Genomic DNA, 14,954 nt, shown 5'->3' with positions numbered 1-14,954 from the left:
ACCCCGGCAGAAGCACCGGCCTCAGCGGCGTGCCGCACCGCGGATCAGGCGCATCAGCATCCCCTCCCGCAGCCCCCGGTCGGCCACGGTGAGTTCCGGCACCGGCCAGAGCCGGCGGATCGCCGCATAGACGGCGCAGCCCGGCAGGACGAAATCCGCCCGCTCCGGCCCCACGCAGGGATGCGCGGACAGCCCGGCCCGCCCCATGGCGAAGAGCCGCGCCAGCGCCTCGTCCGCCCGTTCCGCCGGCAGGCTCAACCCGTCCACCAGCTGCCGGCGGTAGCGCGGCAGGTCGAGCACGACGCCCGCCAGCGTCGTCACCGTGCCCGAGGTCCCGATGAGGCGGACCCCGCCGCGCGCGATCTCGTGCCGGATGCAATGGAGGCGCTCGAACTCTGCGAGCCGCGCCTCCACCTCCTCCGCCACCTCGGCGAAGCCGTTGGCGGAAAAGCAATCCTCCCCCGCGCGCTCGGCCAGCGTCACGACGCCGAGGGGAATCGAGGCATAGCCGATCAGTTCGGGCTGCGCGCCCGCGCGGATCCAGGCGATCTCCGTCGAGCCGCCGCCGATGTCGAACAGGATGGCGCGGCGGTCATCCGGCGCCAGCAGCGGCGCGCAGGACTCCATCGCCAACTCCGCCTCCTCGCGCGGGGAGATGATGCGCGGCCGCAGCCCCGTTTCCTCCTCCACCCGGCGCAGGAAGGGCGCGCCGTTCACGGCGCGACGGCAGGCCTCCGTCGCCACGGCGGCGACGCGCTGGACGCGGCGCCGCACGAGCCGCTCGGCGCAGAGCGACAGCGCCTCCACCGTCCGGTCCATGGCGGCCTCCGACAGGGCGCCGGTCCGCGCCAGCCCCTCCCCCAGCCGCACGATGCGCGAGAAGCTGTCCACGACGCGGAACCCGCCGCGTGTCGGCGCCCCGACGAGGAGGCGGCAATTGTTGGTGCCAAGGTCGAGGGCGGCGAAGAGTGCCGCAGAGCCTTCCTCGGCCCTGCCCCGGGCATCGAGGAGGGTAGGCGCGCGCATCAAACTCTTCCCAGATGGCAGTCCTGCATGATCCCCGTCCCTGGCCTCGCGTGCAAGCAGGATCGTCACGGACTTGGCAAGCGGTGGGGCCGGTGCTATCTGCCTGCCGCGTCGGCACCGCCGTCCCTGCTGGGGGATAGTTTAGCGGTAGAACTCCCGGCTCTGACCCGGGCAGCCTTGGTTCGAATCCAGGTCCCCCAGCCATTCGCAGCCGTCCCCCGCGGAATCCCTGGCCTCACGAAGGTGCCAGCGCCGAAGACGGGGTCGTCCGCGCCATGTGACCACCTGGATGTACCACTTCGCAGTGGCGGCCCGGCTGCGCAACGCGCATGTGCGACACCCCCCATCTCCATCACCGCGGTGGGACCCTCTAGTGGTGCCGGAGGTTGCCCGGATCGCTTCCGTCGTGCAGCCGTCGCGCAGCGGGCCTTTCGGCAGGGTCCCCGTTTCCAGCGCACGCATGCACCGGAACAACAGACGGCTCCGTGCCTCTTAAGGCAGGCGGAGCCAGAGTTATGCGCCTGGGCTGAGGCGATCTGTGTGGTTCCGGGAAGCGGCCTCGGCCAGGAGCCGGATAAGCCCCCGGGACCGCGCGCGGCCCAGCCACTTGAAGGTGGGGTCCGCGCCATTCCCTCACGTATCTTCCATCGGCTTGTCTTCCAACGGCTTGCGGCCAAGCCACGGCCGGCAAGGGTCGGAGGCACCGGGACCGGGGCCATCAGCCAGTCCCACAGTCCAGCGGCTTGGCCTGCTCCGAGCCCGGTCACGCGAAATTCGTCATGACGACTCGGCTCCTGGGCCGCTGCCCCATCGCCTAACCCGGCAAGGTTTGCGGCGGACGGCCGCCCACGACGATCATGGCCCGCTCCGTCATTCTGCCGCCCAGCCCGTCGGGGATGGAGGCCGAGATGACATGCCTCCCGTCCGACAGCCGTGCCGCCTGCTCGAAGCCCTGACCCAGTTCGCCGTCGCGGTCCGACTCCCATCGCACATCCTGCGGTGTCACCGCGCCCAACCCACGCGCATCGATGAACGCGCTCATCCGCACCCACCCTCCCGCACATGGGTCGGCCTCGGCCCGCACGAAAAGGCCACGGCCGAGCCGGGGAAGTTCGAACTCCGCCGTCTCGGCGGTGGCCGAGCGGAGGCGGGCCGTCGCCACCGCGCGGAAGCGGCAGCGCTGGCCTCCGGTCAGCTGCGCTGGGTCGATCACCAACGGCAGATCGGTCGGCGGATCCTCAGCGACCGGAGTCCAGGTTTCCCCATCGTCGCCGGTGAATAAGATCAGGGTGGAGACGCGTTCGTCGCTGCCCGACACCTCAAGGCGCAGATGCAGCCCGTCCTCATGCCGCTCAGGGCCTTCGAGCGCGATGTACGGCGGATCGCCGGCTACCACCACGAGCAGCGGCGCGTCGCCGGCGTGGAAGGAGATGCGCGCCACCTCACGTTCCGGCAGCGGGATCGCCTCAACGAAGCTGAGGAACGGCTCGCGCCCCTCAGGCACGCCGCCGCGTCCGCCGTGGCAGCCGCAACCGCCCGGCTCGGTGCGCATGGGAAAGGCGTGATGCGTCGCCAGGATCCGGTCATCCACGTCGAGGAGATCAATCGAGATCGGGCTCTCCTCCTGGCCCGCGGCCGCGGTGACGCTGCCTGGTGCGTCCAGCCGGATCGCCTTCTCCAACACGACGGCGCGCCCACCCCGGGCCAGGCGCTCAAGCTGGAAGGAAACGATCAGCCACGGCCGGACACGCCGCGGGTCGGCCGGGACGGTGGAATAAAGCGACCGCATCTCAAGGATCTTCGAATAGGTGTGGGGTGAAATCCATTGCGGCTCGCCCGCTGGCGTCGTGTAGGCCATGACGTCGATCGCCGTTGCCGGGTCGTAGAGTGTCGGTGGCGACAGCCCCACATCCATCCCGACCTCGCCGATCGAGCGGTTGAAGCCCTTCCGGTACTTTGGATACTCCGTGTCGTTCTTCGGGTCGTTCGGCACATGGACGTGCGGACGCCCGTAGATGTGGCCAATCTCGTGCGCGGTGGTCATCTCCTGCCCCGCGAAGAAGGCACCCACCCCGTCCTCCCCACTGCCGCAGCCTGTTTTGACCCTGGCTTGACCGGTCGGAAAGGCCGCCGACGGCACGATGCCGATCACGATGTCCGCGAGCTGGAACAGCTGCGTCCAGAAGCGCGCCTCCTTCAACCGCTTCAGGATTTCGACCCAGAGCGCGTTGCACCCGCCTGCGGCGACGGTCGCCCCGAAATTGCCGCTGCGCGTATAGGACAGCGTCAGGATGTTGGCCTCGAAATAGGGGAACGGCAGCATGCGCTCTGCCAGGCGTAAGGTGCCCAGCATGTCGTCGTCGGCCGGCGTGACCACCGTGCCCACGCTGTTGTCCCACTTGACGCGCACCAGCGCGACCTTGGGCGCGGCGACGTTCAGCACGTCCAGCCGAAGCGAGGCATCAGCGGAGACGCCCGCCGCCGAAGCGATCCACAGCCGCACCGTGACAACCGTTTGCTCCGCGCGGAGATACCAGGCCGGCACGAGGAAGTTCAGCGGCGGGTTGCCGCGGATGTGCTTCACCGACAGCCCGTCCCGCGAGCCCACCCACAAATCTTGCTCCCTGTCCCACAGGGTGCGGTCGAGTTCCGTCAACCGGCCGAGGCGCGCCCCACCAGGGCGGGTCGGGCCCGTCCGGTACACCTCCCTGCCCCATCGGCTCAGCACCAGCTCCCCCGTGACCTGCAGGCCGGAAAGCGTGTCCCCGGTGAGGATCCCTGGGATGGCGTAAGGATAGGCCCGCACCACCATGGGCTTGAGCGCGACGGTGGGAATGGAGTTGTCGGCGCCGAAGCCGGAGCCGAAATGCTGCGTGGCCTGCGTCACTTCGAGACCCTGGATCGCCAGCCTGGCCGGCCGGTTCAGCTCGGGCATTGGCCGGTCGAGAGGCGGCAGCTCCGGCAGGCGCGGGTCGGGCAGTCTCGTTGGTCCTGCCGGCGGCAGGGATCCGGAAGGAAGCCCGAGGCGCCGCAGCAGCGCGGCGGCGAGCGCGTCGAGATCGCCTTGGTCGAAATCCTGCACGGAAGCCTCCCATCGCTTTGCGCCCCACCACAGGCGCCGTGCAAATGCGCAGGCGACCTCGTGTGCGCACGGGCACCCGCGACCTCACGCGGCGTGAGCGGAATGCCCGAAGGATCAAGTGCGCCGGGCAGATCTCCGCTCCGGTTCGAACTGGCCGCATTCCATTCCGTCGAATAGAGCATTCAGCCGGTCGGTGCCGGAGCGCAACAAGATTGTGCTGGCCATTTCACGCTTGTCCGGTGACCGTTCCGGGTCGCCCCGTGCGAACCTTGCTGGTCACGCGCACCGGGCGGTGCTGCTCAGTCGCCTCGGCGAGGACGGCGCGGAAGTCCGTGTCGAACCGAATCTGCGGCGGTCGGGGCGAAGCCACGTGCCTGCAGAAGGCGGGACGGGCGTGATGGCGGACGTCGTGCTGGTAGATCTGCGCCACCCGTTGATGGCGCCGCCGCGCGATCCGCTCCGCTCGCTGATCTATCATGCCGCAACCGGGCGGTGCGGCGTGTGGTGGTTGGTGGGGAGACGATCTGGACTGATGGATGCCCGACGCGGCTCGCCGTGGCCGAGACCACAGGAATCCTCGCGGCTTCCCAGGCGCGGATGCGGCGCGACGCTTGCGGCCGGAACTACCGTGGACGCGATGGCGACGAGATCGCGCAGCTCAGCTTGTCCATGCTGTCCTGACGTCCGGTTCCTCTCCACATTCCCCGCGCGGGTCGATGCGCCCGCCACGGCGGGCCGATCTTCGTCCCAGACATCGTGGCCATTTGTCGGCATCGACCACCTCCTGCAGCAGCGACGCAGCCCCTGCGGGTGGATGCAGGCGGATCGGTCGTGCTGGACGAGGTGGCGTTCCTCCACCTCAGAGGATCATCGTGCCCGAAGAACCTGCGCTTCCGCAGGACCAGTTTCCGGGGTCAGGTCCAGCTCTACGGTCAGCACTGAGTGGAACTATCGGATGAACGACTGGTGCCGCCCTCTGCCGCGCCTTGGCGATCGCGACGAGGTGTACGCTGAGCGCCTATCGCCTGCCTCCCGCCTTCGGCTCGAGGCCCTCAGGCGACAAAAGCGGCTCAACCGCCGTCCACAGCGCATCGGAAACAAACGGTTTCGCCTGAAAACGCCAACATCCGCCAGCCTGTTTCGCCAGGCGCTCTGACACAGGATATGGACCTCTTCCGCCATGCCTCTTTGATCAGCTCATCGCTCGCGGTCACATGAACATCAAGCTTCCGCCGATCTGCGCCACAGCAGCCAGGCTACGACCCCCAGCGTCGCCGTACCCGCGGCCAAAGCAACCCAAAGCAACATACGGCGTCGTAATGCGGCGCGCCCGTCATCTGAAGCAACCGAGAGCCGCCAGTCGCTCGGCACATCAAGCGAGGCATATGTCGGGCCTTGATCCGCGTGCAGAGCGCCGGGCGGCAGAAATGCGGCGCTGCTACGCGCTCGTCCTACTGCGAGCGTGTAGGGCGCCGGGCCCGCCGCAGCAAAGGCGACCGTGTGCGGTGCCAAGCCAAGCTGCAAACGAGGCGCCGCGGCAAATCCCACGCCAGTTCCTTCGGATTCCACCCGGAACTCCTTGAGGTCCGTACGGTGCAGCGCGATGCGCGACACCTCACCGGAACCTTGCGGACGGGCCACTGACGTGCCGAGCAACATCCATGCCTGCTCCGGTGCGGCACGACCCAGAAGGCGATAGGGTACGATGACCTCTGCTTGAGCGGTCATGAGGCCCATCGAACGGACCGGGGTCGCAATCGGCAGGCCGAATTGCCATGCGCCCTCACTTGGGGTGCCAGCGATACTCGCTTCCACGAGCGCGTCCGCAGGCGGCCGGCGCGTCGTCAGCGTCGCACCGCGCACGGTCACTGGAGCGAGCAGCCGCGGCGTGGCGCTCCAAGTGACCCGGAGCCATTCGCCACGCACTTCCGAGGCTCGAAGCGGCACCTGCACTGTCGCGGGCGAAGCCCCCGGTTCAAAGGCGACTGTCTGGCCCAGCCGACGCCACGCCATCAGGTCGTTGCTCGCCTCGACCGTGAAGGTGACGGGCTGAGATGCCGGTACCTCGGCGTCGAGCAGGAGCGACGTCGTCGTGCCACTTACCTGCCGCGTGTCAAGCAAGATGGCGAGGAGCATAGACCCTGCAGCATCCAGATCTCTTTGGCCTGAAAGCACCCGCACGCTTCCGTCTGCGCCGACGCGCAGCGAAACGCCTGCCGTCCGCAGAGCATCGGCGGTACCCAAGACCGGCATCGGCCGCAGCGCGTTCTGCTGAGCGGTTCCATCAGCCTCGACCAACTCCATCGGCAGCAACCGTCCGTTGGCGTCGAACAATCTCAGATCAGCGAGCTTCGGGCTGAGCGAGCTAGCCAGTACAGCAGCCGGCAGCTCCAGGCGTTGCACGGACGCCTCGGGCGCAGGCAGGACCCGCAGGCGCAGCGCGAAGTCGGCGGGTGTGTCGGCCAGTCCAGGCACTGCAACGACGAGGAGCAGAAGCGCGAATAGGCCGAGCGCCGGCTTCATTCCCTTCACGCGGGTTGATCCTCTCGCGCCAGCCGCGGCGGCAACGGCGCCACGTACCCGATGACCAGCATCAGCGTGCCGACGCCGATGAACGCGACCACCCGGGCACCGCCGCCGGCATTCGCGAGATCCACGAGCAATAGCTTAGCGACCGTCAGCGTCAGCAGCCCGGCACCGGCAAGCCAGAGTGCACGGTCTGCTCGACGCCTGGCCACCAGCATCAGTGCCAGGGCCGCCAAGGTCCAGAGGATCGCCGTGCCAGTCTGCACCATGAAGCTGCCAAGCAGGGCGTCGCCGTTCCAGGCTACACCGAACACTTGATGCGAAATCCGCAGCCAAGCGCCGTTGAGCAATGCAAACCCCAGCACTGCGAGCGTGCTAGAGGGAAACCATTGCCCCACCCTGGCAATGCCGGAAACACTGCTCGTGCGCACCGTCCGCCACCACAGCGCCAACGTCACGATCGCCAGCATCACCGACAGATCCACCGGATTGAGCAGTGGAACGTACGGCAGCGGATAGGCATTCCCCGAAGCGAACAGCGCCGTCACTAGCGTCCCCCCAGCCAGCAAGACAGCGACCGGCACTGCGGCCGCCCAGGCATAGGCGGCTGCGTGCTGGGCCAGTGGCCAACGCCTACCGGGCTCCGAGGTGAGTGCCCGCCCAGCCCAAAGTGTCAAAAGCAGCAACACGATCGTCGCTGCCACGAGAAGGATGACTGCTGCCCAGGCGGTATCCCAGAGATGCGCTCGATCGATCCCAAACGCCAGGACATTTGAGAGCATCGCGAGCAGCAGCCAGACACCACTGATGTGTGCTGCCCTCAGCAGCGGCGCTGCCCGGTGGCTCGTTGTCGCCTGATCCTGTCGGGCGAGCGTGTGCAAATGCAGAACGACAGCCGTGGCCCATATCACGGGGTGAGCACCCCCCAACACCCATCCCTGGTCCAGAAGCATTGCCAGGAAGCCAAGCCAAAGGGCGAGAAAGGTCACACGGGCGGGCTCGGCAGCGGCGGGCCAGGCCGTGCGGCGAGCGAGTGTCTGTGCCCCCCATGCGCTGGCGACGAAGGCGAGCATGGCTAGGAGGTCCGCCGTCGCAGGATGGAAAATCGCATTGGATGGTGAGTCAGCCAGCAACCCCGGCTGTTCCCGGAACGCCTCGAAGGCGAAGCCGACCCACCAGATGACAAAGCCGGCCAGGAAAACCGGTTTGCCTAGCCGCGCCTCGAACGCCCCGTAGCGCGCCTCAAGCGGCGACCCTCCGTGCGCCAGCGGCGCGCGTAGCCACCAAGCAGTTGCGAAGAGTGACAGCGCCACCAAAAATGCACCGGAAAACGTGTCGTTGAGAAATGGCAGCGTGGCGATGTTGGTATCCAAGCTGCCCAGGAACAGCAGCGCCGCCACCGCTTGCAGAACGAGCCCGAAGAATCGCGGCATTGGACGCGATTGGCGCATGCCGACAAAGAAGGCGCCGGCGCCTTCCAGGGCCCAGGCAGCGGACGTCCAATGGGCACCCAGCGCCAGCGGGATGGCGAGAGTCACGAAGCCGACACCAATCGCGAGCATCGCTTCGCTCATCACCCGCATCTCGGCCATCCGCCGGCGGCCGAGCAGAGCCACGATCCCAAGATACAGACCGGCGAATCCCAACGCGGAGAAGGCAGGGCCGAAAGGCTGGTCACTGACGAGGCCCACCTGGAGGCCGAACCCTGCGATGGCCGGGCCAAACACCAGCGTGGTGTCCACGGCGCCTCCAAGCCTGCTGGGCGTGCGCTGCGAATAAGTGATGCCGGCGGCGATGTAGATCAGGATGGAAAGGATCAGGAATCCTTGGGCAAGCCAGAAATCGGCCGGATCGTAGCTGGACAGTCCCCACAGGGTCGCCGTGCCGAAGGTCGCCGTGAAGCCCAGTAGGTTCAACGATCGCCAGGACCGCCGTCCCGCGATGAACAGCACCGCCAGGTTCAGCAGCGTGTAGTAGCCAAAGAGCGCCAACGCACTGCCGCCATCGCCGGGGAGCAGCAGGGGGACCGCGAAACCACCGAGAAAGGACGTGAAGGCGAGGCTCTGCGCATTCTGCAGCAAGGCAAGAGCACAGCCGAGAGCGCAAACCACGACCATCAGTCCAAAGGCGACGCCGAGCGGCACCAGATCGAACAATCTCGTCGCGGCGAACAAGGTGAGGTAGATGACGGCGACGCCACCGCCTTGCAGCGCGAGTGCAAATCCGGCCCTGGCCTCCCGGGTGAGGAATCCGAACACCAGAAGCGCGATGCCAACCCCAGCCACCAATGCAAGCCGCAGCTCGACCGGGAACAGGCCGGCCTGTGCGGCGTAATTGGCCAGGAAGGCAAGACCCAGGAACAACAGCAGCAGGCCCACGCGGACGATTGTGTTCCCGCCCAGCAACCATGTCCTGGCCTGGGCGAACTTCACTGCCAGGAAGCTTGGCTCTGAGGGGATGTGTGCCGCTTCGATCGGGGAAAGGGCCTCAGGCGCTGAGGCTGGTGACCCCTCTGAGGGCGCGACCTCCGGGAGAACGACAGCGGCGGGCGCGGTCGCGTTCGCCACCGAGTCGGGAAGTGCGGCGCCTCTTAGCCGTTCGATCTCGGCCTGCAGTGGCGCGACAGCACGCAGTATCTCGTTTCGAACCGAGCGCAGGAGAAGCCGGCCGGCGAGAGCGCCAAACCCGCCCCCAATCACGGCTCCGACCAGATCGCCGGCGAGCATCATTCCGGCGAGCATTCCAATGACCAAGCCCCAGATCACCATCCTTCGCACTCCGAAGCTGGGCAATGCAGCGCTGGCCACGCGTCCATTCGCCGCATCTTGTCTTCACCGCCCACCGAAATCCGGTGCTATCCCAACCGCAGGCCCTTCGGCAGAGGCTACGCGACCTCCTCGTACGGGAAGCGCTCGATGCGGTCCGTGTTGACCCCTTCGATCCGCAGCAGCCGCGTGGGTCCGTCGCGCCGGGGGGAGTGGACATCGCCGGGGTGGTAGAGGTGCGCGTCCCCTGGGCGCAGCGCGTAGTCGCGGCCACGTCGGACCTGGCCAGGCTGCCCTGCCTGCGGGCGCGCGACGGCGATCCAGTCTGTCATCAAGGTTTCGCCAGCCGCCTGCCCGTAGATCGCCCAGGTGGTGCCGTGATCATGCGGCTGGCTCGCCTTCGCACCCTGATAGACGTGGCCGACGATCGCAAAGCCAAGCTCAGGATCCTCGTAAAGGATCTTTCGCTCGGGTGCCCCATCCGGCAGCTGAGCCGCCACGAACTCCCGGTCATTCAAGGCTTCCTGCACAAGTCGGCACACGGCCTCCCGGCCAGCCGGACCCTGATCGGCCAGCAGCGCCGCGCGGCATCGTTCTGCGAACTCCTCGAGTGACATGGGCATGGGCGAAGCACTCCTTTCCGGAAACGTTGAGACGGAACCCTTGCATCAGCTGAACTGCGTTCTCCAGCCGAATCTTCGGGCAGAGCGCGAGGTTGAAGCTAAACTCGCGAGTGGCCAGGACGGCCATCTCTGGCGCGTGATCGCCCCGGCGGTCGTCTTGGCGCGCCTCACGACTCAACATTGCATGGGCGCCAGAAATCTCTCGATCTCCTCGAGCAGGCGCGGCCAAGCCGGCTCGCCTTCCAGGATCACATGGTTCTCGCTTTCAAGCTCGACGAAGCGTGCACCGGGGATCCCGGCGGCGATGCGCCGGCCCTGGTCGAGCGGAGCGAGGTTGTCATGACGGCTGTGCAGCACCAACGTCGGCGCCCTCACCTGGCCCAGCAATTCCGTCACATCGATCTCGTCACAAGCCGTGCGGATCCGCACGGCCGTCTCAGCCGAGGTCGTCAGCCGCTGCAGCTCGATCCAGGCCCGCATCTGCTCCGGAGTGGCCGCAGGGAAATAGACCGAGGCGAAGGCGCGCACAAAGGCCGAGTGCTCATCGCCCCAGCCCTGCCGAATGAGCGCCTGGAAGGCTCTCGCCAGCTCGCGCTCCGCCTCCGTGCCTCGCCGGCCCCGCCCCTGTGCGAATGCGCAGTGCAGCACGATCCTGGAAACACGCTCCGGGTGCGCCGCGGCGTAGGCGATGGCGACGGCGCCACCCTGGGAGATGCCGAACAGGGCGAAACGCTCCAGACCGAGCCCCTCCACGACAGTCTCCAGGTCGCGCACGAAGGCGGAAAGGGAGATGTCGGCCACCTCGCGGTCGGACAGCCCGTGCCCGCGCCCGTCATAGCGCACCAGACGCCTTCCCGAAGCAAGCCGGTTCAGCAGCGGAAACCAGACCGGGCTACGCCAGTCGTGCTCGAGGTGGTTGAGCCAGTTGGCCGTCTTCACCAGCACAGCCGGACCCTCGCCCGCGGAGGCAATGGCCAAGCTCACTCCATCTGCCGCCGAAAGGAAGGTGACGTCCTGGCGGAGCGCGGGAGCAGCGCGGACGGAGAGGGAGATGTCAGCTCCCTGGGATGGGAACGCGTCGGGGGCCCCTTCCCCAGCCACCTCCGATGCCTCGCCCACGAAGCGCACGCCCCGACGCGCGAGGGTGCGGATCAGCCGCTGGGCTTCGCCACTGTCCCCGATGGCGCGTCGGGCGGCACCGATGCGGGAGGCGATGGTGGACTCCGAAACGATCCGCCCGCCCCACACCGCCTCCAGCATTTCGTCGCGGCTGACCACTCGGTCGCGGTGGCTCAGCAAGTGGAACAGCAGGTCGAAGACCTGCGGCTCGATGGGGATTGTCTTGCCTTCACGGCGCAGTTCCCGCCGCGCCGCGTCGAGCACGCACCCGTCGCCGAAGAGGAGGCGCATGAGCTGCTCCGTGTCCGTTCGTGGCGGGGGCGCGCCGCCCGCCGCCCCCGAGCCTGGGAGGAAATCAAGGCTGCCTCAAGGGAAAATCGGGCGCGTCTCAAAGCGCGCGGGAATGCCCGCCGTCAGGATCTGGACATGGGCACCGGCGCGACGCCGAGGCAGCCGAACGGAAGGGACATGGCCATGGCCGAGGGTTTTGAAGTTCACCGGAACCCCGATGGCTCGATCGACCTCGATCGCTATCGCCGGCGGGCGCGCCGGCTCAGGCGAAGCGCTAGGGAACAGGTGTGGCGCGTGTTGCGCCGTGCCGTGCGTGAAATGCTTCTTGCATCGGCGCAGGATGGCCCGGCAGTGTCCTCTTGGCACGCCCCAGCCGCGCGTCGCAGCGCGCGCGGCCTGAGAGGCAGGAGGCGCCGGTGATGTCGCGGCAGATGCATTACGGATGGGTGATCGTTGCCGTCGCGGCCACGATGCTCGCCCTCGCCATGGGTCAGCTGGTGAATGGCCTTTCGGTCTTCTTCGTCCCACTCGAAAGGGAGTTCGGCTGGTCGCGCGGATCGGTCGCCCTCATCAACACGGCGGGCCTCGTCGGCTTGGCGCTTGGCGGCGTGGCCATGGGCGCGCTGGCGGACCGGACTCCGATCCGAAGTGTCTGCCTGGCCGGCGGCCTTGCGGTGGGGCTCTGCGTCACGCTGGCGGCCGGCGCGAACCAGCTGTGGCAGTTCTACCTGCTCTTCTTTCTCGCCGGGATTTTCGGAGCCGGGCTCTTCGCCCCGCTCATCGCGGTGGTCGGCAGCTGGTTTCCGGCTGGCGCCGGCCTCGCGATCGGCTTGGCTTCGGCGGGTCAGGCCGTTGGGCAGGGGGGCGTGCCGCTCGCAGGCGCTTACATGATCGAGGCGCTTGGCTGGCGCGGCGCATTCCTGGCTGAGGGCGTGGTCTCGCTCGCCCTCCTCGTGCCGCTCGCCTTGCTGCTGAAGGAGCCGCCCCGGCTGGCGCAGCCCGCCGCTGCCCTGACCGAGGCTCCGCCGCCGATCTCCCCCAATCTGGTCGTGGCATGGCTCAGCGTTGCGGTGATCCTTTGCTGCGCCTGCATGTCGGTGCCGCTCGTGCATCTCGTTCCTTTGATCCAGGCGCACTGCATCTCGGCTCAGGACGCCTCGATCGTGCTGTTTGTCATGCTGATGGCGGCGATCCTGGGCCGCGTCGCCTTCGGTAAGCTCGCCGACATCATCGGCCCGGTCGCCGCCTACCTGACGGCCTCGCTCTGGCAGACGGTTGCGGTCTTCGCCTTCACGCAGATCGAAGACCTTGCCGGCTTCTACGCCTTCGCGCCGGTCTATGGCTTCGGCTACGCGGGGGTGATGACCGGGCTGCTCGTGACGGCACGGGCGCTGACGCCAGCGTCGCGGCGCGCAGAGTCCATGGGCGTGATCCTCGCCTTCGCCTGGCTGGGCCATGGGCTGGGCGGGTTCCAGGGCGGCGTCCTGTTCGACCTAACGGGTGGCTACACGGCGGGCTTTGCCACCGCCGCGCTGGCAGGAGTCGTCAATGTGGTCCTGCTCGGCGGGCTGCTCCTGGCTGTCCGACGGGGCCGGCGTGCACCCCAGCCGGCGTGACGCGGGTTGAGGGTGGCCCGCTGCCCGCTCCGAGGCGTGAGCGCCCGTTCCTCATGGGCGGCATATGTCTCATCGCTGCGCTCGATCAACTCAAGTGATGAAAGCCCCCAGCGGCCCGTCTGCTACCGAGGATTGGTCTGACTGGCTCTTGCCACTTCGAAGCTCGCGGCATGCCATGCGCGAAGTTGCCCTCCATGGTTTTACCTGCCCGGACTGGATCCAGGCTCCTCGATACTGATGTCAGGAAGTTCACACATGAGGTGAATTTAGCTTGCGGCCTGCGATCTGCGGTGGCAGCGTAACGCCAAAGTTTCCGCATAGTGCACCCGTACTGCCTGAACGCCACTGCGAATAGTTGCGTGAGGTAAGCTCTGCCCGGAGAGAGGGGCGATCAACAAAGGGGGGCCACGGATGTCTGTGAAGCTGTCGTACCCTGGCGTGTATATCGAAGAAGTGCCGAGCTCGGTTCGCACGATCAGCCAGGCTTCCACCTCCATCGCCGCCTTCGCGGGCTGGGCCAAGCGCGGTCCGGCCGGGCGGCCGGTTCGCTGCCTGAGCTGGACGGATTACGACCGCATCTTCGGCGGCCTCGATGGGCGAAGCTATCTCGGCTACGCGGTCTCGCACTTCTTCGGCAACGGCGGCTCGGATGCCTACGTGGTGCGCATCGTCGCCCCGGGCGACAAGGTCGCGACGGCCGTGGCCGACGGGCTGGAGGTCGAAGCCACCGGGCCCGGCGCCTGGGCAAACGACTACCAGATGGTGACCAAGCCACGCAACGACGACGACAGTCGCTTCCGGCTCGACCTTGTCGAGAAAGCCAGCGGCGCGGTTCTCGAATCCTACATGAACCTGTCGCTGGACCCCGTCGACAGCCGCTTTGCCACGAACGTGCTGCGCGACGAGTCCCAGCTCGTCTCCGTGACGAAGGCCGATGTGACGAAGAAGGTCACCGCCAGGACCGTGGACCTGACGGGCGGCGAGGACGGGACCGTCATCGGGCCCGGCGATGCGGCGTTCGACGCTGCCCTGATGGGCGATGGCGTCGCAACCGGCATCTTCTCCCTGGCCAAGGTGGACCTGTTCAACCTGCTGAATGTGCCGGGCTACGCGAACAGCGCCAACCTGGCCAAGCTGCAGAAATTCTGCCGCGACGAGCGCGCCCTGCTGATCGTCGATTCCGAGGCAGGCTCGACCCCGACCTCCACGGCCATGACCGGGGCGCCGAACGGCGCGCTCACCGGGGCGGACGGCATCAACGCCGCCTTCTACTATCCCTGGCTGCTGGCGCCGGATCCGGAGCAGCAATACCGCATTCGTTCGTTCCCGCCCGGCGGCGCGGTGGCCGGCGTCTACGCCCGCACCGACGCCACGCGCGGCGTCTGGAAGGCGCCCGCCGGCACCGACGCCAGCCTTTCGGGCGTCGTCGGCGTGACAATCCCGATGAACGACGCCGAGAACGGGGTGCTGAACCCGCTGGCGGTGAACTGCATCCGCACCTTCCCGGTCTACGGCACCATCGTCTGGGGCGCCCGCACGCTGCGGGGCAACGACGAGATCGGCTCCGAGTGGAAGTACGTGCCCGTCCGGCGCACGGCTCTCTTCATCGAGGAGAGCCTCTACCGCAGCCTCAAGTGGGTGGTCTTCGAGCCCAATGACGAGCCGCTGTGGGCGCAGATCCGGCTGAACGTGGGCTCGTTCATGAACGACCTGTTCCGCCAGGGCGCGTTCCAAGGGACTACTCCGAGGGACGCCTATTTCGTGAAGTGCGACAAGGACACCACCACCCAGAGCGACATCAACCGCGGCGTGGTCAACATCCTGGTCGGCTTTGCGCCGCTGAAGCCCGCCGAGTTCGTGGTCATCAAGCTCCAGCAGATGGCTGGCCAGCTGGCGACTTAAGACG

Annotated in this window: 8 protein-coding genes and 1 tRNA gene; 3 read left to right on the top strand and 6 right to left on the bottom strand. The window is 67.6% G+C overall.

Going from position 1 to position 14,954, the window contains the following annotated elements; all coding sequences use genetic code 11:
• Positions 1–21: 21 nt before the first annotated feature.
• Positions 22–1,026, bottom strand: a complete 1,005-nt coding sequence (locus OF850_RS01510; protein WP_301587897.1) for a Ppx/GppA phosphatase family protein — start codon at positions 1,024–1,026, stop codon at positions 22–24.
• Positions 1,027–1,156: 130 nt separating this feature from the next.
• On the opposite strand from OF850_RS01510, the gene OF850_RS01505 reads away from it, so the two are divergent.
• Positions 1,157–1,230, top strand: a tRNA-Gln gene (locus tag OF850_RS01505).
• Between the two features lie 610 nt (positions 1,231–1,840).
• Here the strand turns inward: OF850_RS01505 and OF850_RS01500 are convergent.
• The 5 genes from OF850_RS01500 to OF850_RS01480 all read right to left on the bottom strand — a co-directional run bounded on the left by OF850_RS01500 (position 1,841) and on the right by OF850_RS01480 (position 11,432).
• On the bottom strand, positions 1,841–4,108 hold the full coding sequence (locus OF850_RS01500) for a hypothetical protein (protein WP_301587896.1): 2,268 nt from the start codon (positions 4,106–4,108) through the stop codon (positions 1,841–1,843).
• Positions 4,109–5,329: 1,221 nt separating this feature from the next.
• Positions 5,330–6,631 carry a DUF3999 family protein gene (locus tag OF850_RS01495; RefSeq protein ID WP_301588836.1) on the bottom strand — a complete coding sequence of 434 codons (1,302 nt, stop codon included), beginning with the start codon at positions 6,629–6,631 and terminating at the stop codon, positions 5,330–5,332.
• Positions 6,632–6,636: 5 nt separating this feature from the next.
• Positions 6,637–9,402, bottom strand: a complete 2,766-nt coding sequence (locus OF850_RS01490; RefSeq protein WP_301587895.1) for a DUF2339 domain-containing protein — start codon at positions 9,400–9,402, stop codon at positions 6,637–6,639.
• A gap of 116 nt (positions 9,403–9,518) precedes the next feature.
• Positions 9,519–10,022 carry a hypothetical protein gene (locus tag OF850_RS01485; protein ID WP_301587894.1) on the bottom strand — a complete coding sequence of 168 codons (504 nt, stop codon included), beginning with the start codon at positions 10,020–10,022 and terminating at the stop codon, positions 9,519–9,521.
• Between the two features lie 174 nt (positions 10,023–10,196).
• Positions 10,197–11,432, bottom strand: a complete 1,236-nt coding sequence (locus OF850_RS01480; RefSeq protein ID WP_301587893.1) for an alpha/beta fold hydrolase — start codon at positions 11,430–11,432, stop codon at positions 10,197–10,199.
• 419 nt (positions 11,433–11,851) lie between these two features.
• Between OF850_RS01480 and OF850_RS01475 the strand changes: the two genes are divergently transcribed.
• Positions 11,852–13,048: an MFS transporter gene (locus OF850_RS01475; RefSeq protein ID WP_301587892.1), complete on the top strand. Its 1,197-nt coding sequence runs from the start codon at positions 11,852–11,854 to the stop codon at positions 13,046–13,048.
• 411 nt (positions 13,049–13,459) lie between these two features.
• Complete coding sequence (locus tag OF850_RS01470; protein WP_301587891.1) at positions 13,460–14,950, top strand: phage tail sheath family protein; 1,491 nt, start codon at positions 13,460–13,462, stop codon at positions 14,948–14,950.
• Positions 14,951–14,954: the final 4 nt, after the last annotated feature.

It is taken from the genome of Sabulicella glaciei (assembly GCF_026183895.1).
Taxonomy (GTDB): Bacteria; Pseudomonadota; Alphaproteobacteria; order Acetobacterales; family Acetobacteraceae; genus Roseococcus; species Roseococcus glaciei.
Note: the sequence above shows the minus strand (reverse complement) of the source record. Positions and strands in the feature narration are given on the sequence as shown.